Below are 25,685 nucleotides of genomic sequence, written 5' to 3' on the forward strand. Positions count from 1 at the left end.
ACGACGTAGCGTAGGACTCGTCCGACACGAGGAGGCGCTCTTGGCGATCTCGGACGGCGACGCCGAGGGCCTCGCCCGCCTCTTCCACGGCATCGTCGAGCAGTCGGTGGCCGGGATCTACCTGATCCAGGACGGCGTCCTGAGCTATGTCAACGCGACCTACGCGGAGCTCTTCGGCACCGTCCCGGAGCGGCTCGTCGGCCGTCCGCTCGCGGAGGTCGCGCCGCTCGAGCAGCGCGAGTCACTGCTCGCGCAGTACGACCGCCGGATCAGCGGCAGCGACCCGCACTCACGCTTCCAGATCCGCACGAAGGTGCGCGGCAGCGAGCGGATCATCGAGATCCATGGCTCCAGGGTCGAGTACGACGGGCGGCCGGCGGTGGTCGGCATGGGCGTCGACGTGACGATCCGCGAGCAGGCGACCGAGCGATTGCGCGCGCTCAACGAGGTGGTCGAAACGATCCAGGACCGCGAGCGGCAGCGCATCGCCATGGAACTGCACGATGACCTCGGCGGGACCCTCCCCGCCATCAAGTTCGACCTCAGCCGGCTGGCGCGCATCGCCAGCGCGGACGAGCGGGGCACCGAGCTCGCGGGGCTGGCTGCGGACACCGTCGCGCTGGTGCAGCAGGCCATCGACGCGACCCGGCGGATCTCCAACGACCTCAGCCCGACAGGGCTCATCCATCTCGGGCTCGCCGAGGCGCTGCGCGAACTCGGTCGCGCGCACGAGGCGCGCTACGGCGTGCCGGTCACGGTACGGATCGGCGAGGTCCCCGACGCGCTCGACGACACGATGACGCGTGACCTCTTCCGTATGACCCAGGAGCTGCTGACCAATGTGGCGCGGCACGCGGCGGCGACCCGGGTGCGGGTCCAGCTCGACCGCGACGGGCAGCAGCTGCGGCTGCGGGTGAGCGACGACGGTCGCGGCCTGCCGGACGAGCCGGGCGAGGGCTTCGGGCTGTTCGGGATCGCCGAGCGGGCCCGCCGCAACGGCGGGACCTTCGAGACCTCGCCGGCCCCCGGGGGCGGGCTGCTGGCCGAGGGGCGAGTGTCGTGGCCCGGCGAGTGACTGCGCGGCGCGGGCGCTAATCCAAGCGAACGACCGCGCGCGCCATCGACAGCACCTTCTCACCGTCGCAGCGAGCCTCGACGTCGATGCGTACCCGGCCGTCCTCGAGCTTCTTGGCCACCTTCGCCGAGAAGCGGACGGTCGCGCCGTCGGCGTCGTCCGGGACCGGCACCGGCTTGGCGAAGCGGACGCCGTACTCCTCCACCCGAGCGGGATCGCCGACCCACGCGACGACGAGATTCGCGCCCTTGGCCATGGTGAGCATGCCGTGGGCGATGACGTCGGGAAGGCCGACCTCGCGGGCCGTCCGCTCGTTCCAGTGGATGATGTTGAAGTCGCCAGAGGCGCCGGCGTAACGGACCAGATCGGCCCGGGTGATCGCGACGTCCTGGTCGGGCAGCTGGTGGCCGGCCTCGATCTCCTCATACCTCGGCGCGCTCATGCCGCTGACCCAGCGGTGCCGCGCGCCACGAGCATCCCGGTCGCGGTGACGACGTGCTCGCCGTCCTCGGTGCTGAGCTCGGCCCGCACGGTGAGGATGTCGTTGCCGGCCGCGGCGCGGATGTTGTCGATGTGCAGGACGCCGACCAGCCGGTCGCCAGGGTGGATCGGGCGCGAGTAGGCGAACTTCTGCTCGCCGTGCACGACCTTGGTGTAGTCCAGGCCGAGCTCAGGATCGAAGGCGGCCTGGTTGATCACCGGCATCGAGACGACGATCGCGAAGGTCGGCGGCGCGATCACGTCGCGGTGGCCGAGGGCACGCGCAGCCTCGGGATCACGGTAGGCGGGGTTGTCATCGCCGATCGCGTCGGCGAACTCGCGGATTTTCTCGCGACCGACCTCGTACGCCGGCATGGGCGGATACTCACGGCCGATGAAGCTGGCATCTAAGGGCATCCATCCAGCCTAGGACACATGCGACGAGGGGCCGCACACCTCATCGGCGTGCGGCCCCTCGCGTGGGCAGTGGGCGAGACTAGCGGGTCTCGCGGTGTACCTGCTGCTTGCGGCAGGTGTTGCAGTACTTCTTCAACTCGAGACGATCGGGATCGTTCCGGCGGTTCTTGTTGGTGATGTAGTTGCGGTTCTTGCACTCCTGGCAAGCCAGGGTGATCTTCGGTCGTACGTCGGTGGAAGCCACGTCAGTGCCTCTTTCATACAGAAGTCGTTGCGAGGTTGTGGTAGCCGTGACCGGACTTGAACCGGTGACCACACGATTATGAGTCGTGCGCTCTACCAACTGAGCTACACGGCCGCGACACCGGGCGCAGGCGCCTGGCAGATCGGGTTATGCCCGAGCCCCTTTACGGAATCGAACCGTAGACCTTCTCCTTACCATGGAGACGCTCTGCCGACTGAGCTAAAGGGGCCTTGCCCTGACCCCGCACCTTCCGGGGCGAGGCAGACCCTAAGAGGTTACACGGAAGTCCTTGCAGCGCAACACCTGAGCCGGCTGTGATCCCCGTTATGTCCAGCCCTCGACGGGAGGGGCCCGGTTTGCCAGGATGGGGGCGTCGGACGGCGGAATTCTCCGCCGCCCACGGATCCGCCCCCGCCCGGCCTACGTCGTACTGCTGTCGGTGCTCGGCACCGGCATGAACCCGGTCCTCGACCGGCTGACTACTCAACATCGAATTTCTTTTGCAAAGGACAGCACCATGGACACCTTCGAGCCGAATACCGACTTCGACAGCGGCGACAGCTACGACGCGCCCGACACCAACGACTACACCGACAGCACGACGTACACCGCCGAGGGCGGCTTCGACGCCGGCGTCGAGGACGGCCAGTCGGTCGACCTCGACGGCGACGGCATCGCCGACGGTCAGGCGGAGGTCACCTACAGCGACCTGGACGGCGACGGCCAGGACGACCACGCCACGATCACCGTCAATGCCGACACCGACGGCGACGGGCAGGCCGACACCGTCATCGTCATGGACGCCTACGACACCGACGGCGACGGGTTCGCCGACCAGGTCGAGATGAGCTACGGCGTCGACACCGACGGCGACGGGCAGATCGACTCCTCGGACTACGCCTCCGGCGATGTCGTCAACACCCCGACCGACACCGACGGCGACGGCGAGGTCGACACGATGGTCCAGTCGGTCTCGTGGGACGACTCCCCCTCGACCACGAGCACCAGCGCACCCTCGTCGTCCGGCAGCGAGTCGTTCGACCCGAACTCCGGCAGCAGCGGTGACGTCGCGGCCAGCTCGAGCTACGGCGGCAGCGCCGCGGCGACCTCCGATCAGGCGTACGGCGCGGAGTACAGCGGCCAGGCCGACTCCTACTACGGCGGCGACTCGGCGTCCGACTCCTCGTCGTCCTCGGGCTCGGATGCCAGCAGCAGCTACGGCCAGTACGACGATCACGCCTCGGGCACGTCCTCCTCGTCGTCGGACAGCGCCTCCGACGAGTACTACAAGCAGGAGACGACCACGACGACCACCACCACGACCACGGAGTACGGCAAGTCGGACGCCAGCAGCTCGTCCAGCTACGACGACTACGACGCCGGATCCACCGGCGCGTACGGCGACTCGAGCTCGTCGGACTACGCCTCGAACGACTCCAGCGCGTCGGACTCGTACTACGGCGGCGACTCGGCGGCCGAGTCCGGCTCGGCGTACGGCGCGTCGTCGGCGAGTGCCGCGGACTCCTACTACGGCGACGACCAGGTCACCTCGGGTGGCAGCGAGACCATCACTGCCGAGGTCAACGGCAAGAGCTACGAGTTCGACGCCAACTATGACCTGGACGGCGATGGCAGCAACGACACCGCGGTCGTGGAGACCTCCGACGGAAACTACGTGGTCGTGGCGGACATCGACGAGGACGGCACCGCCGACCAGGCCGTGCTGACCGACGGTCAGGGCAACGTCATCGAGTCGGCGTACGTCGACCCGTCGACCGGCCAGTGGGTCGAGGGACAGCCCTAACCCTCAGCGCCGCAACTCGAAGGGCCCCGATCCTGATGGATCGGGGCCCTTCGCTGTGGCAGGTAGAGGATTTGAACCTCTGAAGCTTGCGCGGCTGATTTACAGTCAGCTCCCTTTGGCCACTCGGGCAACCTGCCGTGGACCCGCTCCAGCGGTCTACCTCGGTAGACTTGGCTCTTGCAGTCCGAAGAGGAATAGTACAGGAGACGATTTCAAGATGGCAGACCCGTCGTTCGACGTCGTGAGCAAGGTCGATCACCAGGAGGTCGACAACGCCCTCCAGCAGGCATCGAAGGAGCTCTCGCAGCGCTTCGACTTCCGCGGCACCGACACGACCATCGAGTGGTCGGGCAATGAGGCCATCGTGCTGACCTCCTCCACGGACGATCGCATCAAGGCTGCCCTCGAGGTCTTCAAGGAGAAGCTCGTCAAGCGCGGCATCAGCCTGAAGGCGTTCGAGGCCGGCGAGCCGCAGTCCTCCGGCAAGGGCTACAAGCTGGCCGGCAAGATCATCGAGGGCATCGACTCGGAGAAGGCCAAGAAGATCTCCAAGTTCATCCGCGACGCGGGCCTGAAGGGCGTCCAGGCGCAGATCCAGGGCGACCAGCTGCGGGTGTCGGGCAAGAAGAAGGACCACCTGCAGGAGGTCATCTCGCTGCTGAAGAACGAGGACTTCGGCGTCGCCCTGCAGTTCACCAACTACCGCTAGTCCCGCCGGTACACCTACGAGGGCCTGCCGTGGGGTGGCTACGAGCGGATGCCGGCGGCGATCGTCTCGGCGAGCCCTCCATCTGGTGGCCTCCGGTCTCGTGGCCGCAGACCGTGGCCGACGGCAGGTCTGCAGCATTGAGTGCAGGGTGCGCGAACGCAACGACGTCGTCGTCCCGCCAGGGCCGAGTGCGTCGGCGAGCGAGCAGTCCTCCTCGTAACCACCTGCGCCGTGCATGAACAGCATCCGCAGGCCGCAACGCTAGAGGCCACGGCAGGTGGCGGCCGCTAGAGTCGGACGAGAACGACCATGCGATCAATCGTCCGAGAGGGACCGATGAAGGGCATCATCCTGGCGGGCGGTAGCGGTACGCGGCTGCACCCGATCACCAAGGCCACCAGCAAGCAGCTACTGCCGGTCTTCGACAAGCCGATGGTCTACTACCCGCTGTCCGCGCTGATGCTGGCCGACATCCGCGACATCCTGCTCATCTCGACCCCGGCCGACCTACCGAGCTTCCAGCGGCTCCTGGGCGACGGGTCGCAGTGGGGAATCAACCTCACCTACGCCGAGCAAGCACACCCGAACGGCCTCGCGGAGGCCTTCATCCTGGGCCGCGAGCACGTCGGCGGCGACTCGGTGGCGCTCGTCCTCGGCGACAACATCTTCTACGGACAGGGCTTTTCCAGCATGCTGCAGCGGGAGGCGTCAGACCTCGCCGGTTGTACGCTGTTCGGCTACCAGGTCAAGGATCCGGAGCGGTACGGCGTCGGAGAGGCCGACGATTCCGGCAAGCTGATCTCGATCGAGGAGAAGCCGGCCCGGCCAAGGTCCAACCGGGCGATCACCGGCCTGTACTTCTACGACAACCGGGTCCTGGACATCGCTGCGGGCTTGAAGCCCTCCGATCGCGGGGAGCTCGAGATCACCGACGTCAACAAGCAGTATCTCGAGTGGGACGCCGCCCGCCTGGTCGATCTCGGGCGTGGGTTCGCCTGGCTGGACACCGGCACCCACGACTCACTACTCGAGGCAGGTCAGTTCGTGCAGGTGCTCGAGCACCGCACGGGCGTGCGGATCGCCTGCCCCGAGGAAGTCGCGCTACGCATGGACTACATCGACGCGCAGACCTGCTACCGGCTGGGCACCGAGCTTGCGAAGTCCGACTACGGCAAATACCTCATGCGCGTCGCCGAGACCTTTGGCGCCCGGGCGACCTGAGGAGCCGGCGCGGGGCGAAGATGAGGATTTGCTGATCTCGAGCGCGCGGCGCCGGGACGGCGTCAGCTCGCTGTCGGCGCTCACCGTGTCAGCGCCGGTAGCGGCGACGATGGAACCGGAACATCATGCGGCAGGTCGAGGAGTTCGGCAGCCACGCGCGTACCGGCTACGCGACGGCGGACCGTCGGAAGTCACACGCCGGTAACGATCGGTTCGCAATCTCACACGCATTTTGCGCCACGGGCCTTCGGTGCGCGGCGCACGGACGATAGCGTTGGGATTCGTGGCCACTCCAACGATTTCTCAGCGACCGAACTCGGCCAGTCGCACGACGGTGTTCCTCAAGCTGTTGATGGCACTGTCCGGCGCCCTGTTCGTGTTCTACGTCCTCATGCACATGTACGGCAACCTCAAGATCCTGTGGGGCGAGGAGCCGTTCAACGACTACGCGCACTCGCTGCGAACGCTGCTCATGCCGATCCTGCCCGAGGGCGGATTCCTCTGGCTGTTCCGGCTGCTGCTGATCGTCGCGGTGATCGCGCACATCTACAGCGCCTTCCGGCTGTGGGCCCGCGCCAACAACGCGCGCCCGGACCGGTACGCCGCGGCCCGCGCGGCCAAGGCCGGCCTGAGGTCCAAGATGATGCGCTGGGGTGGCGTGGCGCTACTGCTGTTCCTGATCTGGCATCTGCTGCAGTTCACGATCGTGAAGTTCAACGTCAACGGCGACGTCTCGAACACCGTCGTCGAGGACAACCCCTACCAGCTCGTGCACGCCGCCTTCTCGGTGTGGTGGGTGGTGCTCATCTACGTGCTCGCGATGATCGCGCTGGCGATGCACCTGTTCCACGGCGTGTGGAGCATGGCGCAGACCCTTGGCTGGACCCAGACGGCGTCCGCCCGACGCACCTGGAAGACGATCGCAAACGTCATCGCCGCCGTCGTCACCATCGGCTTCATCATTCCGCCGATCGCCATCATCGCCGGGCTGCTCTAGGCAAGGGACCAAAGAAGACAAATGACTGACAAGAACAAGGCCCAGAAGGCCGCGGAGAACCAGGCAGAGGCATTCGCCGAAGACCGCTCTCCCAGCCCGGACCGCGCGGACGGGTCCGAGCAGATCAACCCGCCGTCCCCCACGCCGGAGGCCCCCTCGCGCAGCGCCGGCGAAAACGACGCCGACGGCTACTTCATCATGGGTGAGCCGATCGCCGACACGAAGGCGCCCGCTGGCCCGATCGACAAGAAGTGGGATACCCGCACCTTCGAGGCTGCGCTGGTCAACCCGGCCAACCGCCGCAAGCTGAGCGTCATCATCGTGGGCACCGGTCTGGCCGGCGCGTCCGCCGGCGCGACCCTCGGTGAGGCCGGCTACCACGTGAAGTCCTTCTGCTACCAGGACTCCCCGCGCCGGGCGCACTCCATCGCGGCGCAGGGCGGAATCAACGCGGCCAAGAACTACAAGGAGGACGGCGACTCGGTACACCGCCTCTTCTACGACACGGTCAAGGGCGGTGACTACCGCGCTCGCGAGACCAATGTCTACCGTCTTGCCGAGGTGTCGGCGAACATCATCGACCAGTGTGTCGCCCAGGGCGTTCCGTTCGCTCGCGAGTACGGCGGTCTGCTGGACAACCGCTCGTTCGGCGGCGTGCAGGTGTCGCGCACGTTCTACGCGCGCGGCCAGACCGGCCAGCAGCTGCTGATCGGTGCCTACCAGGCGCTGGAGCGTCAGGTGGCCGCCGGGAACGTCGAGGCGTTCACTCGCCACGAGATGCTCGAGCTGATCGTCGTCGACGGTCGCGCTCGGGGCATCATCGCCCGCGACATGGTCACCGGAGAGATCCAGACCCACATGGCGGACGCCGTCGTCCTCGCCTCGGGCGGGTACGGAAACGTGTTCTTCCTGTCGACCAACGCGATGGGCTCGAACGTCACCGCCTCGTGGCGTGCGCACCGCAAGGGCGCCTACTTCGGCAACCCCTGCTATACGCAGATCCACCCGACCTGCATCCCGGTGTCGGGCGGGCACCAGTCGAAACTGACCCTGATGTCGGAATCGCTGCGCAACGACGGCCGCATCTGGGTGCCGAAGGATCCCGCGGACGCCGACAAGGATCCGCGCCAGATCCCCGAGGAGGCCCGAGACTACTACCTGGAGCGGATCTACCCCAGTTTCGGCAACCTGGTGCCCCGCGACATCGCCTCGCGCGCCGCGAAGTACCAGTGCGACGACGGCAAGGGCGTGGGTCCCGCGGTCGAGGAGCGGCAGCCCGACGGCTCCACGAAGATGGTCCGCCGCGGCGTCTACCTCGACTTCGCCGACGCCATCTCGCGCCTCGGAAAGCCTGCGGTGGAGGCCAAGTACGGCAACCTCTTCGACATGTACCAGCGGATCACGGGCGAGAACCCATACGAGGTGCCGATGCGCATCTATCCCGCGGTGCACTACACCATGGGCGGCCTGTGGGTCGACTACGATCTCGAGTCGACGATCCCCGGCCTGTTCGTGACCGGCGAGGCGAACTTCTCCGATCACGGCGCGAACCGCCTCGGCGCCTCGGCGCTTATGCAGGGCCTGGCCGACGGCTACTTCGTGCTGCCGAACACCATCCGCGACTACCTGGCGAAGGGCCCGTTCGAGAAGGTCTCCTCCGACGCTCCCGAGGTCGTCGAGGCACAGCAGAGCGTGCAGGACCGCATCAGCCGCTTCCTGTCGATCCAGGGCACCCGCAGCGTGGACAGCTACCACAAGGAGCTGGGCACGATCATGTGGGAGTACTGCGGCATGGAGCGCACCGAGGCCGGCCTGAAGAAGGCGATCGACATGATCCGTGAGCTGCGCGCCGACTTCTGGCAGAACGTGCGCGTGCTCGGCGCCAATGAGCAGCTCAACCAGAGCCTGGAGAAGGCCGGCCGGGTGGCCGACTTCCTCGAGCTCGGCGAGCTGATGTGTATCGACGCGCTGCATCGTCGCGAGTCCTGTGGCGGTCACTTCCGTGGCGAGTCACAGACCGAGGACGGCGAGGCGCTGCGTCACGACGATGAGTTCGCATACGTCGCCGCGTGGGAGTGGGGCGGCGACGACGGCGCCCCGATCCTCCACAAGGAAGACCTCGTCTACGAGGCGATCGAGATGAAGCAACGGAGCTACAAGTGACGCACGGGGGCTCCGCCCCCGTGGACCCCCGTGCCTTACTCGGCTCCACATCCAAAAAGGGACTTATTCAATGAATCTCACCCTCAACATCTGGCGCCAGAACGGCCCTAAGGCCAAGGGGCAGATGGTTACCTACAAGGTCACCGACATCTCGCCCGACATGTCCTTCCTGGAGATGCTGGACGTCCTCAACGAGCAGCTCAACGACGCGGGCGAGGAGCCGATCGCGTTCGACTCGGACTGTCGCGAGGGCATCTGCGGCATGTGCGGTCTGATGATCTCCGGCGAGGCGCACGGCCCGGAGAAGACCACGACCTGTCAGCTGCACATGCGCAGCTTCAGCGACGGCGAGACGATCACGATCGAGCCGTGGCGCGCGGAGGCCTTCCCGGTGATCCGCGATCTTGTGGTCGACCGTTCGGCGTTCGACCGGATCATCCAGGCCGGCGGTTTCATCTCGGTCAACACCGGTGCTGCCCCCGAGGCGCACTCGGTGCCGGTCCCCAAGGTGAAGGCCGACCGCGCCTTCGAGGCCGCCGAGTGCATCGGCTGCGGCGCCTGCGTCGCGGCCTGCCCGAACGCCTCAGCGATGCTGTTCATGGGCGCGAAGGTCACCCACCTGGGCGAGCTTCCGCAGGGCCAGCCCGAGCGCTACTCGCGCGTGGTCGACATGGTCAGCCAGCACGACCACGACGGCTTCGGCGGCTGCACCAACATCGGCGAGTGCTCCATCGCCTGCCCGAAGGACATCCCGCAGGACGTGATCTCGACATTGAACGCCGACCTCCGGCGTTCGCTGAGCCGCAAGGCATAGCAACCAGCACGACAGAAGGCCCGCGACCAGGAACGTCGCGGGCCTTCTGCGTCAGTGGCCGGCGCGGGAGGCGCTCAGGCGTCCTCGCGCAGCACTCGGGCAACCGGATCTACGCGGTACTCGACCTCGCCCTTGGCATTCGCCGCGCCGCTGAGCGCGGCAAGCTCGTCGCCGCGCAACTCGGTGTCCAGGTCGTCGACGTCCGCCCACACCCCGAGCACGCCGTACCGGTCGCTGTGCGTGTCGTGGACCCAGAACAGCTGCTGGAGCCCGCTGCGCTCGGCGTACTCCTCGACGTCCTGGTCAGCGGGTACGGCGGGGATTCCGTCGAAGCGGACGTTGCCGACGTGAAGCCGGCGCCCCGGCCCGGCAGGCTCTTTGGCATCGAAACGCCGGCGGACCGTCAGCTGCTCGGCGGACGGCGGCTGCTCGGTCTGATAGCGCCCCTGAATGCCGGAGACGATCGGGCCGTCGAGATAGGCCTGCAGCTGCTCGTCCGTGTCGAACAGGTAGATGCCCCCGGCCGACGGCTGCTCCAGGTCCCCGAGGTAGTACTTCTCCTCCAGCCCGTCGAGTGCCCGGAACTTCTCCACGCTGCCTTCTCGGATGGCGACTCGATCATCGCCCTGCAACGGGGTCTCGAACCGAATGACGAGGATGTTCATGGCGTCCTCCTGGTGTCCGGTGGTGGTTGCCTCACCCTATGCCGAGCCGCGTCGCGATCCGCTCGGTCAGCCAGCCGAAGTAGCCTTCGGCGGGATCCAGGGTGCGCGCATAATGCCCGAACAGCTCCATCGAGACCGCGCCGACGAGCAGCGTCCAGGATTCTGCGATGGCCACGACCGCACCGGGTGAGAGATCGACCTCCAGCTGCTGCGCGACGCCCTGGAGCTGCGTGCGCAACGCCACCGGGCGCACTGCCTGCTCGGCAGGCACTCCCCCGGCGTCCTGGACCACGCGGGCCAGGATCGCCACCACGCGTGCGGCGGGCTCGATCGTCTCCTGCGGCGCGGCGTACCCGGGCACCGGAGACCCGTAGACGAGCGCCCAGTCGTGCGGGTTGTCCCGCGCCCAGTCGCGGACGGAGCTGCAGACCGCGCGCAGCCGACCCTTGAGATCGGTTCGCCGGCGCGCAGACTCAGCTGCCTCTGCCGCCTCGCCTAGCTCGTCGTACGCCGCGACGATGAGCCGAGTGAGCAGCTCATCTCGACTGGCGACGTATCGATAGACGGCCGACGAAGCGACACCGAGCTCACGAGCGACGGCGCGGAGAGAGAGCGCAGCGGGCCCGACATCCGCTAGCTGCTTTTTGGCTATGTCGAGGATCTGTGTCTGCATTCTCTCGCGCGCCAAGGCACGTGCGGTTCCCACCATGCTCCGATCATGCCCCAATCACAGCTCGATCAATAGAGAGCACCGTTCTTGTTATAGGTCGACACGAGTGCCAGAAATGCAGCCCGAGAGCAGTGCTCACATCGTTGAGAGTAGACACATGAACGCGCAGAGGATGATGAACGACGCCACGGCCTGGCTCGTTCGACGGCGGGTTCCGGTGATGGGTGCGTAACCCCCGACGGCGTCCTATGACTCGATGCCATCACGCGCGACGGGGACCATGTCGATCACGACCAGCCCAGCCGTTGCAGCTCCATCTCGACTGCATGCCTGCAGTCCGCACCCAGAACAGTTTCGTCCGCAGTCTGCAGGTAGAAGGTGTCGACCACGGACGGCCCGTAGGACTCGATCACCGCCGAGCGCACCTGCGCACCGGCACGCTCAAAGGCACACATCAGGTGATAGAGCAGCGCAGTCCGGTCGGCGGCCTGAACCTCGAGCACCGAGGCATTCGTCGCGGCGTCGGCAATCCATCTCACACGCGGGAGGTCGGTCGCACCGCGGTCGTACGACACAGCCTTGCGCCTCAGCCGCTCGCGCAGATCCAGAGCACCGGAATGCACTCGGTTCAACGAGTCGGTCAGCTCGTCGACCCCCGGCATGGAGCCAAATCGAGGCTCGACGATGTGGTCGAGCAGGCGGCACCCGTCCACCTCGACCAACCGCGCCCGGCGGATGCCCAAGGACGACAACGCGAGTGTCCCGGCGACCTGTGAGGTGGCCATGTCGTCGCGGAGTACGACGAGCAGCCGCTGGTACGCGCCCGGGGCTCGGCCGATCGCTACCGAGACCATCTCATCGGGCTCGGCAGAGATCAGGTCAGTGGCCAGATCGTCGATCATGTCGAGCTCGTCGATGGTCTCCCCGGCCTGGGCAGCTCGGACCCGAGTGACGAGCTCGGCAATCAGATCGGCCTTCCACTGCGAGTACGCCGCCGGTCCGGTCGCCTTCGAGTCGGCGATCGACAGTGCGTGCAGCAGATCGATCGTCACCGGTGAGGAGCCCACCTTTTCGATCACCGTCTCCACGGTTCTCGGGTCAGTCAGATCCCGCCGCTGAGCGGTCACCGGCAGTAGCAGGTGGTGGCGCACGAGCAGCTCAATGAGATCGCAGTCCGCCTCCCGGAACCCCATGCGACAGGCGATCCCGCGAGCGATGCCCGCGCCGATCTCGCTGTGGTCGCCGCCGAGCCCCTTGCCGATGTCGTGCAGCAGCGCCCCGACGCGCAGCAGGTCGGGGCGGCTGACGACGATGTCGTTGACCCCCGCCTCGATGGCCGTCTGCAGCAGGTGCCGGTCGACGGTGAAGGTATGGATGGCATTGTGCTGGGCCAGGGAGCGTACGTGGTCCCACTCCGGCAGCAACCGGGTCAGCAAGCCATGCTGATCGAGCGACTCCCATACGCGCAGCAGTGGCGGTCCGGCCGCGAGCAGCGCACCGAAGTCGTGCCGCATCTCGTCGGTCCACCGGTCGAGCTCCTCGGGGGTCTCGATCCGCAGGCGATCGAGCGTGAACGACGAGATGGGTAGGTCGGCGTACGCCGCCGCCCGCGCGACGCGCATCAGTAGACCCGGATCATGCTGCGGCTGGGCATTGCGGGCGAGGACGACGAACCCCGCATGCCTCACGACGTCCTTGGCCAAGCCCTCACGCACTGGCCCCAGCCGGGAGGGGCGCCGCAGCCGCGCCCGCAGCCCACCGCCGCCGTCCTCCTCGCGCCGGGTCGCGGCGCGCCGGAAGGCGGTGTCGACGGCGTGGGCGATCGTCCGACCCGCACCGTTGACCGAGCGCAGCAGCGCCGTCCCGTCCTCATGCCCGAGGGACGCGGCGATCGCCGCGCGTTCCTGGGCCCGCAGCACGTCGGTCGCCCTGCGGGCGTGCCGCTGAACCTCGCCGCGGACGTCGAGCAGCGTCTCGATCGCCGCGCGGGCCTCGGGTCGGACGTCGATCAGCTGGGCCCGCGCCAGCGCCCGCAGCACCATCGCATCACGCAGCCCGCCGTAGGACTGCTTGAGATTGGGCTGCAGCAGGTAGGCCACGTGCCCGAAGGCGGCTGCCCGGTCGAACGCCGCGCGCTGCAGCTCCTCGGCGCGCGTGGCCGCGTTGACCCGCCATGCCGCCGCGATCCGGGCGCGGGCCTCCCCCGCGAGCTGCTCGTTGCCGGCGATGAACCGCGCATCGAGCAGCCCGAGGGAGACCTTCACGTCGGACGCCGCGAGCCTGGCCGTTTCCGCAACGGTACGTACGGAGTGGTCCAATCCGATCCCGCTGTCCCAGATCGGGTACCAGATCGAGTCGGCGACCGCACGCACCTTCTTTGGCGAAAGGTCGTGCAGCAGCACGAGATCCAGATCGCTGTACGGCGCGGGCTCCTCGCGGCCGAGGCCGCCGACGGCCACCAGGGCGATGAATTGGTCCTGCGGAATCAGGCTCGCCAGCCAGCGGTCACACTGAGCGGTGAGCCTGGCACGCAGCTCGGAACCGACCATCGACCCATCAGCAATGAGCCGGTCCCGAGCTGCGCGGACTGTCTCAGACTGCGTCGGAGTCACGCTCACCCGTACGCACCCTGACCACGGCGTCCACGCTGGTCACCCAGACCTTGCCGTCACCAATCTTCCCGGTGTTGGCAGCGCGGACGATCTCGTTCACGATCCCGTCGACGTCCATCTCGTCGGCGATGACCTCGAGCTTGATCTTCGGGACCAGGTCCACCTCGTACTCGGACCCTCGGTAGATCTCCGTGTGCCCCTTCTGTCGGCCGTAGCCGGAGACCTCGCTGATCGTCATGCCGGTGACGCCGAGCGACTCCAGTGCCTCCTTCACGTCGCCGAGCATGAAGGGCTTGATGATGGCGGTGATGAGCTTCATACCTTCTCTTCCTTCCTGAGTTCTGCGGCGGGAACCTGGGGTTCCACCATCGACTCAGCAGCGACGTCGAGGGCGGCGCCGCGAGTGTGGGCACCCGAACCTGAGTCCGAGAACTCATAGGCTGTCTCGCTGTGCATCGCCTGGTCCAGGCCGGTGACCTCGGTCTCGACATCGACCCGGTTGCCGCCCACGATGAGACCGACGAGCTTGCCCACGATGAATGTACCGATGAACGAGAAGGCCATGGCCGCGACGACCGCGAGGACCTGCTTGCCCAGCAGCCCCAGGCCACCACCGACCAGCAGCCCCGGCTCCTCGACGACCGCGTTGATCGACGACGTGGCGAACAGGCCGACCGCGATGGAGCCCCAGATGCCGCCGATCAGGTGGACCGCGACGACGTCGAGAGCGTCATCGATCCGCGCCTTCTCCTTCAGCCCGAGGCAGGCGGCGCAGAGGACGCCGGCGACCAGTCCGATGGCGATCGCGGCCAGCGGCGTCACGAAGCCGGCGCACGGGGTGATCGCGACCAGACCGGCGATCGCACCGGACGCCGCACCCAGGGTGGTGGAGTTTCCGTGGCGCATCTTCTCGTAGCCGATCCAGCCCAGCAGCGCTGCGGCCGGAGCGACCGCGGTGTTGGCGAACGCGATCGCCGCAAGCTGGGTGTTGCCGTCATTGAGCGCCAGAGCCGATCCCGCATTGAACCCGAACCAGCCGAACCACAGCAGGCCTGCACCCAGCAGCACGAACGGGATGTTGTGTCCGCGCATCGGAGCCTTGCCCCAGCCGCGCCGCTTGCCGAGCAGCATGGCCATCGCGAGGCCCGCGGTGCCAGCGTTGATGTGTACGACGGTGCCGCCGGCGAAGTCCAACGCGCCCAGGTTGAAGATCCAGCCGGACGCCGACCACACCCAGTGCGCCATCGGCGCATAGATGAGGATCAGCCACAGAACACCGAACAGCACGTACGCCCCGAACTTCCAGCGGTCCGCCGTGGCTCCGGTGACCAGCGCGAGCGTGATGATCGCGAAGGTCATCTGGAAGACGACGAACACGATCGGCGGCACGGCCAGGGTCTCCAGACCTGGGATCGCCTCCGACGGGCTGGTCAGGCCGACGAAGCTGAGGTCTCCGATGAACGCATTGCCTTCACCGAAGGCCAGCGAGAAGCCGACCGTGACCCACACGATCGCGCCGATCGCGATCGCCGTGAAGTTCTGCATGAGCATGGCGAGCACGTGCTTCGCACGCACCATCCCGCCGTAGAAGAACGCCAGTCCTGGCGTCATGAGGAACACGAGTGCCGCGCTGACGAGCACCCACGCGATCGACCCGGTGTCGAATCCCGCGGGGTCCGCTGGCGCGGCGAGGATTGAGGGCGTCATCCGACCTCTCCTTCGCAATGATGGGTTTGTTGATGGCCTCATCCTGCAGACCGCGTGTTTCAGCGTCCGGCCCTCGGTGTTTCGACGACGTAACCGTCGGCGCCGCCGTGTGAGCATTCGGTTACGGGCTTGGGTGGTGGGCGTCAAGCGGGCCACACCCCCGGAGAGCCGGGCAAGTGACACAATGGTAAATACGCCGTAGCATCGCGCGTCATCGCGCCCGGCGTAGCCACACCCCAGGAAGAAGGACACTCGCCAATGGCGAAGGAAACCCAGCAGCTGCAGCGCGTAGTCATTCGGATCGCCGGAGACTCAGGAGACGGAATGCAGCTGACCGGCGACCGGTTCACCACCGAGACGGCCGCTTTCGGCAACGACCTGTCGACCCTCCCCAACTTTCCCGCCGAGATCCGCGCGCCCGCCGGCACGCTGGCGGGCGTCTCCAGCTTCCAGTTGCACTTCGCCGACTACGACATCGTGACGCCGGGCGATGCCCCCGACGTCCTGGTCGCGATGAACCCCGCCGCCCTGAAGGCCAACATCCGGGACGTCCCGGACGGCAAGGACGTCATCGTCAACACCGACGAGTTCACCAAGCGCAACCTGCAGAAGGTGGGCTACGGCTCGAACCCTCTCGAGGACGGCTCGCTGGAACGGGTCCGCGTGCACCCCATCCAGCTGACCTCGCTGACGGTCGAGGCGCTGAAGGACTTCGAGATCGGCAAGAAGGAGGCTCAGCGCAGCAAGAACATGTTCGCGCTCGGCCTGCTGTGCTGGATGTACAACCGGCCGACTGAGGGCACCGACGACTTCCTGCGCAAGAAGTTCGCCAAGAGCCCGGTGATCGCCGAGGCCAACATCGCCGCCTTCAAGGCAGGCTGGGCGTACGGCGAGACCACCGAGTCCTTCGCGGTCAACTACGAGGTCGCTCCGGCCACCCTGCAGCCGGGCGTCTACCGCACCATCACCGGCAACAAGGCTCTCGCGTACGGGCTGGTCGCCGCCGGCGAGCGCGCCGGCCTGCCGGTGTTCCTCGGCAGCTACCCGATCACGCCGGCCTCGGACATCCTGCACGAGCTGTCGGCGCTGAAGTCCTTCGGCGTGCTGACCTTCCAGGCCGAGGACGAGATCGCCGGCATCGCCTCGGCGCTCGGCGCCGCCTTCGGCGGCCACCTGGGCGTCACGACCACCTCCGGGCCCGGTGTCGCACTGAAGTCCGAGACCATCGGCCTGGCGGTCTCGCTCGAGCTGCCGCTGCTGATCATCGACGTCCAGCGCGGCGGCCCGTCGACCGGCCTGCCGACCAAGACAGAGCAGGCCGACCTGCTGCAGGCGCTCTACGGACGCAACGGTGAGTCCCCGGTCCCGGTCATCGCGGCGCAGTCACCGTCGGACTGCTTCACCACGGCGATCGAGGCGGCCCGCATCGCGATCACCTACCGGACGCCAGTGATCCTGCTGTCCGATGGCTACATCGCCAACGGCAGCGAGCCGTGGAAGGTCCCGTCGGTGGCCGACATCGACCCGATCGAGCTCAACCGCGCCACCGAGCCGAACGGGCCGGACGGCGCCTTCCTGCCGTACAAGCGCGACGAGCAGACCCTAGCCCGCGCGTGGGCGATCCCCGGCTCCGCCGGGCTCGAGCACCGCATCGGCGGCATCGAGAAGGCCAACGAGACCGGTGACATCTCCTACGATCCGGACAACCACGACCTGATGGTGCGGCTGCGCCAGGAGAAGATCGACCGCGTCGCGGCCACCTACGCCCCGACCGAGGTCGACGACCCCTCTGAGTCGGCCAAGGTCCTGGTGCTCGGCTGGGGGTCGACCTACGGCCCGATCACCGCTGGAGTACGCCGGGTCCGCGCCGAGGGCGCGCGCATCGCCCAGGTGCACCTGCGCCACGTCAACCCGTTGCCGGAGGATCTGGGCGAGATCCTGCAGCGCTACGAACGCATCATCATCCCCGAGATGAACCTCGGTCAGCTGCGCACGTTGATCCGCGCGCGCTACCTGGTGGACGCCGAGGGATACAACAAGGTCCGCGGCCTGCCCTTCGGCCCCGCGGAGCTCGCCGACGTGCTCGGCGCAATCGTGAAGGAGGTCGATGGCTCATGAGCGAGCAGGTGATGCTCGGAATGCCCAAGGTCGGCGGCATGGACGGCGTACCGCTGGCGGATGCGCCGCTGTCGCGCAAGGAGTTCACCTCGTCGTCCGAGGTGCGCTGGTGCCCCGGCTGTGGCGACTACGCCATCCTCGCGGCCTTTCAGGGGTTCCTACCCGAGTTGGGCGTCAAGCGCGAGAACGTCGTGATGGTCTCGGGGATCGGTTGCTCGTCGCGGTTCCCCTACTACGTCGACACCTACGGCATGCACTCGATCCATGGCCGCGCGCCGGCGATCGCGACCGGCCTGGCCACCGCTCGTCCCGACCTGTCGGTCTGGGTCATCACCGGCGACGGTGACGCGCTGTCGATCGGCGGCAACCATCTCATCCACGCCCTGCGCCGCAACGTCAACATCAAGATCCTGCTGTTCAACAACCGGATCTACGGCCTGACGAAGGGCCAGTACTCTCCGACGTCCGAGATAGGCAAGGTCACCAAGTCGACGCCGGCTGGCTCACTGGACCGGCCCTTCAACCCGGTGTCGCTGGCCCTGGGCGCCGAGGCGTCGTTCGTCGCCCGGACGCTGGACTCCGACCGTGCGCACCTGACTTCGGTGCTCACCGCCGCGGCTGCCCACAACGGCTCGGCGCTGGTGGAGATCTACCAGAACTGCAACATCTTCAACGACGGCGCGTTCGACATCCTAAAGAACCCGGATACCCGGGATGAGGCGATCATCCCGATCGAGCACGGTCAGCCGCTGGTGTTCGGCAAGCAGCAGCCCCGCGCCGTGGTGCGCGACGGCTTCTCGATGAAGGTCGTCGACGCAGCCAGCGTCGCGGAGTCCGAGATCCTCACCCATGATGCGCACTGCGACGACCCGTCGTACGCGTTCGCGCTGTCCAGGCTGTCGGGTTCGGACCTGTCGCACACCCCGATGGGCATCTTCCGACAGGTGCAGCGGCCGACCTACGACTCGGCGGCGCAGGCCCAGCTGCAGCAGCAGGTCGAGGCGGGCCCGTCGGACGTCGACGCGCTGCTGCGCGGGCACGACACCTGGACCATCGCCTAGGCCCTTCCAGCCGGACGGCGGCCGCCCCACCCGGGGTGGCCGCCGTTCTCGCTCTCCAGGCCGCTGAGGTCGCGACGCCTCAGCGACCTGGATCACAATTCGGTCACCGCTGCATCTCGTTAACCGGTCGTTTCCCTGCAATTCATCGAAATTGAGTGTAGGCTAGGGAAAACCCGCCATTCGCGGCCGATTTCCCTCAGAAAATAGGGAGCGCTTCACCACTTAGGAGTCCCAATGAACCCGATCGCCTATCGTGTCGTGCGCGCGCCTGTGCGCTCAATCGTCTTCGCCCTGCTCGCCCTGCTCGCGCTCATGCACGCGTCCGGGACGATCGATCGCCTGACCGGCCCCGCTGTCTCCAGCGTGCTTGCCTTCCTGCTGATCGTGGCAGCCGCCGGCTTCCTCGCCTTCAACGCCTGGTACGCCCGCGATCACCGCTCGATCGACCCGCCCCTCGCGCGCCGCATGCGCCTGGGCCGCGCCGGCTTCCTGGCGATCGCCGCGCTGTGCGGTCTCGCCGCACTGAGCCCAGTCGCCGGGCCGCTCGTCGCCATCGCCCTCGCCGGCCTGGCCTTCTCGCTGCGCGGGGTCCACGAGGACGCCACGATCGCGGCACGGGAGCATCGCCCGCTGCTGACCGACTCGCAGATCGCCCAGGCGATCTAGCACGGGCTCAGCTCGACCGCACCTGCATGAAGTCCACGAGGGCATCCAGCGCCTCGCGAGCCGCCCCGTTCGGCAGCGCGGCAAGATGCGCACGGGCGCGGTCGACGTACTGCCCCAGCACCTCACGCGCCCGGTCCATGCCGGTGGACTGACGTAGCAGCAGCAGCGCCTCGCGGTGCTGTGCATCGTCGGTCAACGGACCGGCCTCCAGCAGCTCACGCAGCCGGGGGTCGGTCTGTTCGTCGGCCAGCGCGAAGAGCATCGGCAGGGTCCGTACGCCCTCGCGCAGATCGGTGCCGGTGGCCTTGCCCAGATCCTCCTCCTCGGAGGTGATGTCGATCAGGTCGTCCGACAGCTGGAATGCCATGCCGATCGCCTCGCCGAAATCGGTCATCGCGGCGATCACCTCGGGCGCGGCCCCCGCGAACATCGCGCCGAACCGTCCCGAGGTCGCGATCAGCGAGCCGGTCTTGCCGGCGAGCACCTCCAGGTAGCGCTCGACGGGGTCGGTGCCTGGCGGCGGATCGACGGTCTCCTGGATCTGGCCGGTGACCAGCCGCTGGAAGGTCTCAGCCTGGATCCGCACCGCCTCCGGGCCGAGCTGTGCAACGAGCAACGACGCTGCCGCGAACAGGTAGTCCCCCGCGAGGATCGCGATGCTGTTGGTCCAGCGCGAGTTCGCGCTCTCGGCGCCGCGGCGGATCTCCGCCTCGTCCATCACGTCGTCGTGGTAGAGCGTGGCCAGGTGGGTCAGCTCGACCACGACCGCCGCCTTGTCCACCTCGTCCCGCCCGGGCTCGCCCAGGTGGGATGCCAGCAGCACCAGCAACGGACGAAAGCGCTTTCCGCCGGCCTGCGCCAGGTGCTTGGCAGCATCCCGGACGGTCAGCTCGTCGCTGTGGCAGGCATCCATCAACCGCTGCTCGACCCGCTCGAGCCCGGCCCGCAGGTCACTGGCGATCTGCGCGTCAGGGAAGTCGATCCCGGCCACCCGCAGTGACCGCTCGGCGGTGAATCGTCCCATCCGTCAGCCGATGAACGGGGTGGCCTTGGCCACGAGGTCGAGCAGGGGTCCGGGAATGATGCCGAACAAGACCGTCAATGCCGTGGTGATCCAGATGACGACGTCGGTCGACGTCCCGGGATCGACGACGTCGGCGGCGTCCTCCTCCGGCTCGTGGAAGTACATCAGCACGACCAGGCGCAGGTAGAAGACGGCCGTGACGGCGCTCAGCAGCAGCGCGATGACCACGACCCAGGTGTAGCCGGCGTCGATGGCGGCGCTGAATGCCTGGAACTTGCCGATGAACCCGGCGGTCAGCGGGATGCCGGTCATCGACAGCATCAGGATCGTCATGATCGCCGCGAGGACGGGCTTGCGGCGGCCCATCCCCTTCCAGTCCTCGAACCGGGCGGCCTCCCCGTCCGGGCGACGAATCAGGCTCACGCAGGCGAATGCCGCGACCGTGCTCAGGCCGTAGGTGACCAGGTAGAACAGTGACGCGGTGACGCCGTGCTGGGTGTTGGCCAGTACCGCGACCATGATGAAGCCCGCGTGCGCGATCGACGAGTACGCCAGCATCCGCTTGAGGTTGACCTGCGACAGGCCGTACAGCGCACCGGTAGCCATCGAGATCAGCGCGAACCCGGCCAGCACCGGCTGCCAGCTGCTGCCGACCGCGGTGAACCCGATGTACAGCACGCGCAACAGCGCGACGAACGCCGCGAGCTTGGTGGCGGCCGCCATGAACGCGGTCAAGGGCGTCGGCGAGCCCTGGTATACGTCCGGCGTCCACTGGTGGAAGGGCGCGATGCCGGCCTTGAAGAATAGGCCCACCAGGATCAGGCCGAGGCCCAGCAGCATCAGCGAGTCGTTGGCGAACTCGCTGGTCGTGGCCTCGAACACGCCACGGAGGTCGACCGAACCGGAGAAGCCGTAGATCAGCGCGACGCCGAAGACGAAGAATCCTGAGCCGAACGAGCCGAGCAGGAAGTACTTCAGCGCGGCCTCCTGCGACAGCAGGCGGCGGCGCCGGTTCAGTCCGACGATGACGTACAGCGCCAGGGAGAAGACCTCGAGCGCCACGAACATGACCAGGAGGTTGTTCGTGGAGACGAAGACCATCATGCCCGCGAGCACGAACAATGCCAGCGGGAAGACCTCGGTCTGCACCCGGTCCGAGGGCAGTAGCGCGCGGTCGGCCCGCGAGCCGGCCGGCAGCGCGCCCTCGGCGACGAAGTGGCTGACCTTCGTACCGCCGACCGCGTCCAGGCTGCGGTCGCCGTACAGCATCGTGGCCAGCAGACCGAACACCAGCAGCGCGGCCATCGCGAAGAGTCCGGGAGCGTCGATCGTGATCGCGCCGCCGGCGGTGATCTCACGGGTGTTGCGCTCGGCGTACACCGCGATCAGTGCGCCGAAGATCGCGACGACCGACAGGCCGACCTGCGAGGGGAATCGCGCGGTGCGAGGGACGAACGCCTCGACGAGGACTCCGATCAACGCGGCGATCAGGATGACCAGGATCGGCGACAGCGAGGTGTACGCGATCGAGGGGGCGTCAAGAGCGAGGTGGTTCACTTGCCGGCTCCGTTCGCGGACGAGTCAACCGGTGCGCCCGGATCGTCGATTCCGACATCGATCTGCAATGTCTGCTCCACAGCTGGGTTGATGATGTCCAGGACCGGTTGTGGGTAGAAGCCGAGCACGAACACCAGCACGACCAGCGGGGCCAGCACGCCGGCCTCGCGCGTGGTCAGGTCGCCGAAGACGCGCTCACGCACCGACCGTGCGGTGCGGGTCGCGGCGCGCTGCTTCACGGCTGTCGCGCCTCGTCCGTGCACCTCCGCGTCCTCGTCGGCGTCCGCGTCGTGGGTGCTGCTGGAGTGGTCGGCGTGCCCGCCATAACCGCCCTCGGGCATCGGGACCACGCCCCGGGCCGGACCCATCAGCATGCGCTGGATCAGCCACAGGACGTACAGCGCGGCGAACACGATGCCGATGCTGGCGATGATCGTGAACACCGGCTCACGACCGTACGAGCCGAGCAGCACCATGAACTCTGAGACGAACGAGTTCGTGCCGGGCAACGCCAGACCCGCCATGCCGGCGATGAAGGTGATCCCGGCCAGCCACGGCGCCACTCGGATCACGCCGCCGTAGTCGGTGACGCGGCGGCTGCGGCCGCGGGCGATGATCATGCCGACAGTCAGCAACAGCAGGCCGGTGGCGATGCCGTGGTTGAACATGTAGAGCACCGCGCCCGCGCCGGCCTGGGTGGTGAAGGCGAAGATGCCCAGCGCGATGTAGCCGAAGTGCGCGATCGAGGTGTAGGTGACCAGCCGCTTGACGTCGTCCGCACCGATCGCCTGCAGGGCCGCGTAGATGATGCCGATGACCGCCAGCACCAGCACCAGTGGTGCCAGATCACGCGAGGCGTCGGGGAACAGCGGCAGGCAGTAGCGCAGGAACCCGAAGGTGCCGACCTTGTCGAGCACGCCCACCAGCAGCACGGTGGTGCCGATGGGTGCCTCGGCACCGGAGGCGGGCAGCCAGGTGTGCAGCGGCACCAGCGGCGCCTTGATCGCGAACGCGATGAAGAAGCCGAGGAACAGCCAGGTCTGGGTGCCGGAGTCGATGTCCATCTGGCGCAGGGCGTCCCACGAGAAGGTGGCGGCGCCCTCGCTGCGGCTGACGACGTAGAGGCCGATGACGCTGCCGAGCATGACCAGGCCGCCGACGAGGCTGTAGATGATGAACTTCATCGCGGCCGGACGGCGCCGCGAGGACCCGTACCCGCCAATCAGGAAGTACGTCGGGATCAGCATCGCCTCGAAGAAGACGTAGAACAAGAACACATCGGTGGCGGCGAACACGCCGATCATGAAGACCTCGAGCAGCAGGATCCACGCGAAGTACCGGGCGCGCGATCCGCTGGCGGGACGGTCCGGGTCGTCGGAGCCGGGCTCGTTGATGTCATCGCCGAGCGACTCGCGTCGCCAGGACGCGATCATCACGATCGGAACGAGCAGCGCAGTCAGCACGATCATCAGCAGCGCGATGCCGTCGGCGCCGAGCGAGAAGCTGACCCCGAGCGACTTGATCCAGCTGACGCTCGTGGTGAACTGCAACCGCTCGCCGTCGGGCTCGAAGGCCACCAGCATGACCACCGCTACCAGCAGCTCGGCCAGCGCGAAGCCCACTGCGGCCTTCTTGGCGATGTCCTGACCGGTCTCGTCGCGCCCGATGATGGCCACGACGATCGCGCCCAGCAGCGGCAGGACGATCAGCAGGAAGAGGAAGGGAAAGTCACTCACGAGTACCTCACCGCCAGCAGCGCGATGACCACCAGGATCACGCCCCCGAGCATGGACAGGGCATAACTACGTACGGCGCCGTTCTGGACGCGCCGGGCCCGTATCGAGCCGGCCATGATGCCGCCCGACAGGCCGTTCACCGCGCCGTCGACACCGCGCTCCTCGAGCCACAGCGATGCGCGGGTGAGCGCCAGGCCGGGCTTCTCGAAGACGGTCTCGTTGAACTTGTCGCCGTACAGGTTGGCGCGGGCGGCCGTGACGATCGGGTTGACCGTGGCCGGGGCCTGACGCGGCACGTCGCGCCGGCCGACGAAGAACCAGGCAGCGGCGACGCCGAGCAGGATGACGACGATCGTCAGCACCACCAGCACCGCGGCCGGGATAGGGCTGGCCTCCATCGCGTGATGCAGGTCAATCTCGGCGCCGAGCGAGGGCTCCAGCCACCCCGGGAGGTTGTTGGCCAGGAACCAGCCGCCGCCGATCGAGCCGATCGCCAGCAGGATCATCGGCACGGTCATCGACGCCGGGGACTCGTGCGGGTGCACGTCCTCGTCCCAGCGCGGCTTGCCGAAGAAGGTCATGAACACCAGGCGGCTCATGTAGAAGGCGGTGAGGCCCGCGGCCAGCAGCGCGGCGCCGCCGAGCAACCAGCCCTTCAGACCACCCTCGGCGAACGCGGCCTCGATGATCGGGTCCTTGGAGAAGTAGCCGGACAGCGGCGGGATGCCGATCAGCGCCAGGTAGCCCAGCAGGAAGGTGACGAAGGTGATCTTCATGTGCTTCCACAGACCACCGAACTTGCGCATGTCGACCTCGTCGTTCATGCCGTGCATGACCGATCCGGCGCCGAGGAACAGCCCGGCCTTGAAGAAGCCGTGCGCGACCAGGTGCACGATCGCCAGCGCGTACACGCCGGCGCCGAGCCCGGCGGCCAGGAACATGTAGCCGATCTGCGAGACGGTCGAGTAGGCCAGCACCTTCTTGATGTCGTCGTACGCGCAGCCGGCGATCGCGCCGTAGAGGATCGTCACGGCACCGACCACGACCACGACCAGCTGCGCGGTCTCGCTGGCGTCGAAGATCGGGTTGGCTCGGCAGATCAGGTAGACGCCCGCGGTGACCATGGTAGCGGCGTGGATCAGGGCGGAGACGGGGGTCGGGCCTTCCATCGCATCCGGGAGCCAGGCCTGCAGCGGCACCTGACCGGACTTGCCGCACGCACCGAGCAGCAGCAGCAGGCCGATGGCGGTGATCACTGCGCCACTGAGCGCACCGACGTTGGCGAAGACGTTCTCGTAGGAGGTCGAGCCGATCTTGGTGAACATCAGCAGGATCGCCAGCAGCAGGCCGACGTCGCCGACGCGGTTCATGATGAAGGCCTTCTTCGCGGCGGTCGCGGCGGCCGGTCGGTAGTTCCAGAACGAGATCAGCAGGTAGGACGCGACGCCGACCCCCTCCCAGCCGAAGTACAGCGCCACGAACGAGTTGCCCAGGACCAGCAGCAGCATGGCCGCGACGAACAGGTTCAGGTAGGCGAAGAACTTACGGCGTTCGGGGTCGTGGCTCATGTAGCCGATCGAGTAGATGTGGATCAGCGATCCGACACCGGTGATCAGCAGCACGAACGTCATCGACAGCGGGTCGAGCAGCAGCCCGGCGTCGATCTGCAGGTCACCGGAAGCGCTCCAGGTGAACATGTGCAAGTTCTGCGCCTTGTCGGGGCTGCCCTTCAGCTCGAAGAAAAGGTACAGGCCAAGAGCGAAGGAGGCGATCACGGTCGCGCAGCCGAGCAGGTGGCCCCACGCGTTTGCGCGCCGGCCGGCCAGCAACAGTATCGCCGCACCCGCGGCGGGCAGGGCGATCAGCAGCCACGTCAGGGTGAAGGGCGCGCCCGCGGTCACCGCTTCAACCTGCTCGGCGGCAAGTGTCATAGAGGTCGTCACTG

At 67.5% G+C, this 25,685-nt stretch carries 22 protein-coding genes and 3 tRNA genes; 10 read left to right on the top strand and 15 right to left on the bottom strand.

The annotated features are described in order from the left end of the window. The first annotated feature begins 40 nt into the window (after window positions 1-40). Window positions 41-1,075, top strand: a complete 1,035-nt coding sequence (locus tag DAA40_RS04920; RefSeq protein WP_158716243.1) for a PAS domain-containing sensor histidine kinase — start codon at window positions 41-43, stop codon at window positions 1,073-1,075. A 16-nt stretch (window positions 1,076-1,091) separates the two neighbouring features. Here the strand turns inward: DAA40_RS04920 and DAA40_RS04925 are convergent, their stop codons facing one another. From DAA40_RS04925 to DAA40_RS04945, 5 genes are all read right to left on the bottom strand, one after another. After that, window positions 1,092-1,517: a MaoC family dehydratase gene (locus tag DAA40_RS04925; protein WP_106848545.1), complete on the bottom strand. Its 426-nt coding sequence runs from the start codon at window positions 1,515-1,517 to the stop codon at window positions 1,092-1,094. Beyond that, a complete protein-coding gene (locus DAA40_RS04930) occupies window positions 1,514-1,972 on the bottom strand; it encodes a MaoC family dehydratase N-terminal domain-containing protein (RefSeq protein WP_106848546.1) in 459 nt (152 codons plus the stop codon). Before DAA40_RS04930 ends, DAA40_RS04925 begins: the two co-directional genes overlap by 4 nt. 79 nt (window positions 1,973-2,051) lie before the next feature. Beyond that, window positions 2,052-2,216 carry a 50S ribosomal protein L33 gene (gene rpmG, locus DAA40_RS04935; protein WP_158716244.1) on the bottom strand — a complete coding sequence of 55 codons (165 nt, stop codon included), beginning with the start codon at window positions 2,214-2,216 and terminating at the stop codon, window positions 2,052-2,054. 38 nt (window positions 2,217-2,254) lie between these two features. Next, window positions 2,255-2,330, bottom strand: a tRNA-Met gene (locus DAA40_RS04940). Window positions 2,331-2,372: 42 nt separating this feature from the next. After that, window positions 2,373-2,445, bottom strand: a tRNA-Thr gene (locus DAA40_RS04945). Window positions 2,446-2,733: 288 nt separating this feature from the next. Between DAA40_RS04945 and DAA40_RS04950 the strand changes: the two genes are divergently transcribed. Further along, window positions 2,734-4,020, top strand: a complete 1,287-nt coding sequence (locus DAA40_RS04950) for a hypothetical protein (RefSeq protein ID WP_106848548.1) — start codon at window positions 2,734-2,736, stop codon at window positions 4,018-4,020. A 56-nt stretch (window positions 4,021-4,076) separates the two neighbouring features. Here DAA40_RS04950 and DAA40_RS04955 read toward each other — a convergent pair. Continuing rightward, window positions 4,077-4,157: transfer RNA gene (locus DAA40_RS04955), tRNA-Tyr, on the bottom strand. A gap of 80 nt (window positions 4,158-4,237) precedes the next feature. Here DAA40_RS04955 and DAA40_RS04960 point away from each other — a divergent pair. The 5 genes from DAA40_RS04960 to DAA40_RS04980 all read left to right on the top strand — a co-directional run bounded on the left by DAA40_RS04960 (window position 4,238) and on the right by DAA40_RS04980 (window position 9,924). Then, window positions 4,238-4,729 (top strand): YajQ family cyclic di-GMP-binding protein, encoded by a 492-nt coding sequence (locus DAA40_RS04960; RefSeq protein WP_106848549.1) that lies wholly within the window; start codon window positions 4,238-4,240, stop codon window positions 4,727-4,729. 336 nt (window positions 4,730-5,065) lie between these two features. After that, window positions 5,066-5,950, top strand: coding sequence for a glucose-1-phosphate thymidylyltransferase RfbA (rfbA, locus tag DAA40_RS04965; protein WP_106848550.1), 885 nt, complete (start codon window positions 5,066-5,068; stop codon window positions 5,948-5,950). A gap of 334 nt (window positions 5,951-6,284) precedes the next feature. After that, entirely contained in the window at window positions 6,285-6,947 is a 663-nt protein-coding gene (locus DAA40_RS04970; RefSeq protein ID WP_199849517.1) for a succinate dehydrogenase cytochrome b subunit, read from the top strand. A 21-nt stretch (window positions 6,948-6,968) separates the two neighbouring features. Continuing rightward, window positions 6,969-9,110, top strand: a complete 2,142-nt coding sequence (locus DAA40_RS04975; protein WP_106848551.1) for a fumarate reductase/succinate dehydrogenase flavoprotein subunit — start codon at window positions 6,969-6,971, stop codon at window positions 9,108-9,110. 70 nt (window positions 9,111-9,180) lie between these two features. Further along, a complete protein-coding gene (locus tag DAA40_RS04980) occupies window positions 9,181-9,924 on the top strand; it encodes a succinate dehydrogenase/fumarate reductase iron-sulfur subunit (RefSeq protein WP_106848552.1) in 744 nt (247 codons plus the stop codon). Window positions 9,925-9,998: 74 nt separating this feature from the next. Here DAA40_RS04980 and DAA40_RS04985 read toward each other — a convergent pair whose 3' ends face one another. The 5 genes from DAA40_RS04985 to DAA40_RS05005 all read right to left on the bottom strand — a co-directional run bounded on the left by DAA40_RS04985 (window position 9,999) and on the right by DAA40_RS05005 (window position 15,578). Beyond that, a complete protein-coding gene (locus DAA40_RS04985) occupies window positions 9,999-10,589 on the bottom strand; it encodes a YdhR family protein (RefSeq protein ID WP_106848553.1) in 591 nt (196 codons plus the stop codon). A gap of 31 nt (window positions 10,590-10,620) precedes the next feature. Further along, window positions 10,621-11,262 carry a TetR/AcrR family transcriptional regulator gene (locus DAA40_RS04990; RefSeq protein WP_199849518.1) on the bottom strand — a complete coding sequence of 214 codons (642 nt, stop codon included), beginning with the start codon at window positions 11,260-11,262 and terminating at the stop codon, window positions 10,621-10,623. A gap of 284 nt (window positions 11,263-11,546) precedes the next feature. Further along, entirely contained in the window at window positions 11,547-13,808 is a 2,262-nt protein-coding gene (locus tag DAA40_RS04995) for a [protein-PII] uridylyltransferase (protein ID WP_234356241.1), read from the bottom strand. 43 nt (window positions 13,809-13,851) lie between these two features. Next, window positions 13,852-14,190 carry a P-II family nitrogen regulator gene (locus tag DAA40_RS05000; RefSeq protein WP_106848556.1) on the bottom strand — a complete coding sequence of 113 codons (339 nt, stop codon included), beginning with the start codon at window positions 14,188-14,190 and terminating at the stop codon, window positions 13,852-13,854. After that, a complete protein-coding gene (locus DAA40_RS05005; RefSeq protein WP_199849519.1) occupies window positions 14,187-15,578 on the bottom strand; it encodes an ammonium transporter in 1,392 nt (463 codons plus the stop codon). The genes DAA40_RS05000 and DAA40_RS05005 overlap by 4 nt, the downstream gene beginning before the upstream one ends. A 258-nt stretch (window positions 15,579-15,836) precedes the next feature. On the opposite strand from DAA40_RS05005, the gene DAA40_RS05010 reads away from it, so the two are divergent. From DAA40_RS05010 to DAA40_RS05020, 3 genes are all read left to right on the top strand, one after another. After that, entirely contained in the window at window positions 15,837-17,696 is a 1,860-nt protein-coding gene (locus tag DAA40_RS05010) for a 2-oxoacid:acceptor oxidoreductase subunit alpha (RefSeq protein WP_106848558.1), read from the top strand. Next, on the top strand, window positions 17,693-18,757 hold the full coding sequence (locus DAA40_RS05015; protein ID WP_106848559.1) for a 2-oxoacid:ferredoxin oxidoreductase subunit beta: 1,065 nt from the start codon (window positions 17,693-17,695) through the stop codon (window positions 18,755-18,757). The genes DAA40_RS05010 and DAA40_RS05015 overlap by 4 nt, the downstream gene beginning before the upstream one ends. 234 nt (window positions 18,758-18,991) lie before the next feature. Further along, window positions 18,992-19,423, top strand: a complete 432-nt coding sequence (locus DAA40_RS05020) for a hypothetical protein (protein WP_106848560.1) — start codon at window positions 18,992-18,994, stop codon at window positions 19,421-19,423. Window positions 19,424-19,430: 7 nt separating this feature from the next. Here the strand turns inward: DAA40_RS05020 and DAA40_RS05025 are convergent, their stop codons facing one another. From DAA40_RS05025 to nuoL, 4 genes are read right to left on the bottom strand one after another with little or no spacing between them, the layout of a single operon-like run. Next, complete coding sequence (locus DAA40_RS05025; RefSeq protein WP_106848561.1) at window positions 19,431-20,447, bottom strand: polyprenyl synthetase family protein; 1,017 nt, start codon at window positions 20,445-20,447, stop codon at window positions 19,431-19,433. Between the two features lie 3 nt (window positions 20,448-20,450). Beyond that, the gene (gene nuoN / locus DAA40_RS05030; protein WP_106848562.1) at window positions 20,451-22,004 is read right to left on the bottom strand and encodes an NADH-quinone oxidoreductase subunit NuoN; all 1,554 of its coding nucleotides are present in this window, start codon (window positions 22,002-22,004) and stop codon (window positions 20,451-20,453) included. Then, a complete protein-coding gene (locus DAA40_RS05035) occupies window positions 22,001-23,740 on the bottom strand; it encodes an NADH-quinone oxidoreductase subunit M (RefSeq protein ID WP_106848563.1) in 1,740 nt (579 codons plus the stop codon). The genes nuoN and DAA40_RS05035 overlap by 4 nt, the downstream gene beginning before the upstream one ends. Beyond that, window positions 23,737-25,671 (bottom strand): NADH-quinone oxidoreductase subunit L, encoded by a 1,935-nt coding sequence (nuoL, locus tag DAA40_RS05040; protein ID WP_106848564.1) that lies wholly within the window; start codon window positions 25,669-25,671, stop codon window positions 23,737-23,739. The genes DAA40_RS05035 and nuoL overlap by 4 nt, the downstream gene beginning before the upstream one ends. Between the last annotated feature and the right edge of the window lie 14 nt (window positions 25,672-25,685).

Source organism: Blastococcus sp. Marseille-P5729 (assembly GCF_900292035.1).
Classification (GTDB): Bacteria; Actinomycetota; Actinomycetes; order Mycobacteriales; family Antricoccaceae; genus Cumulibacter.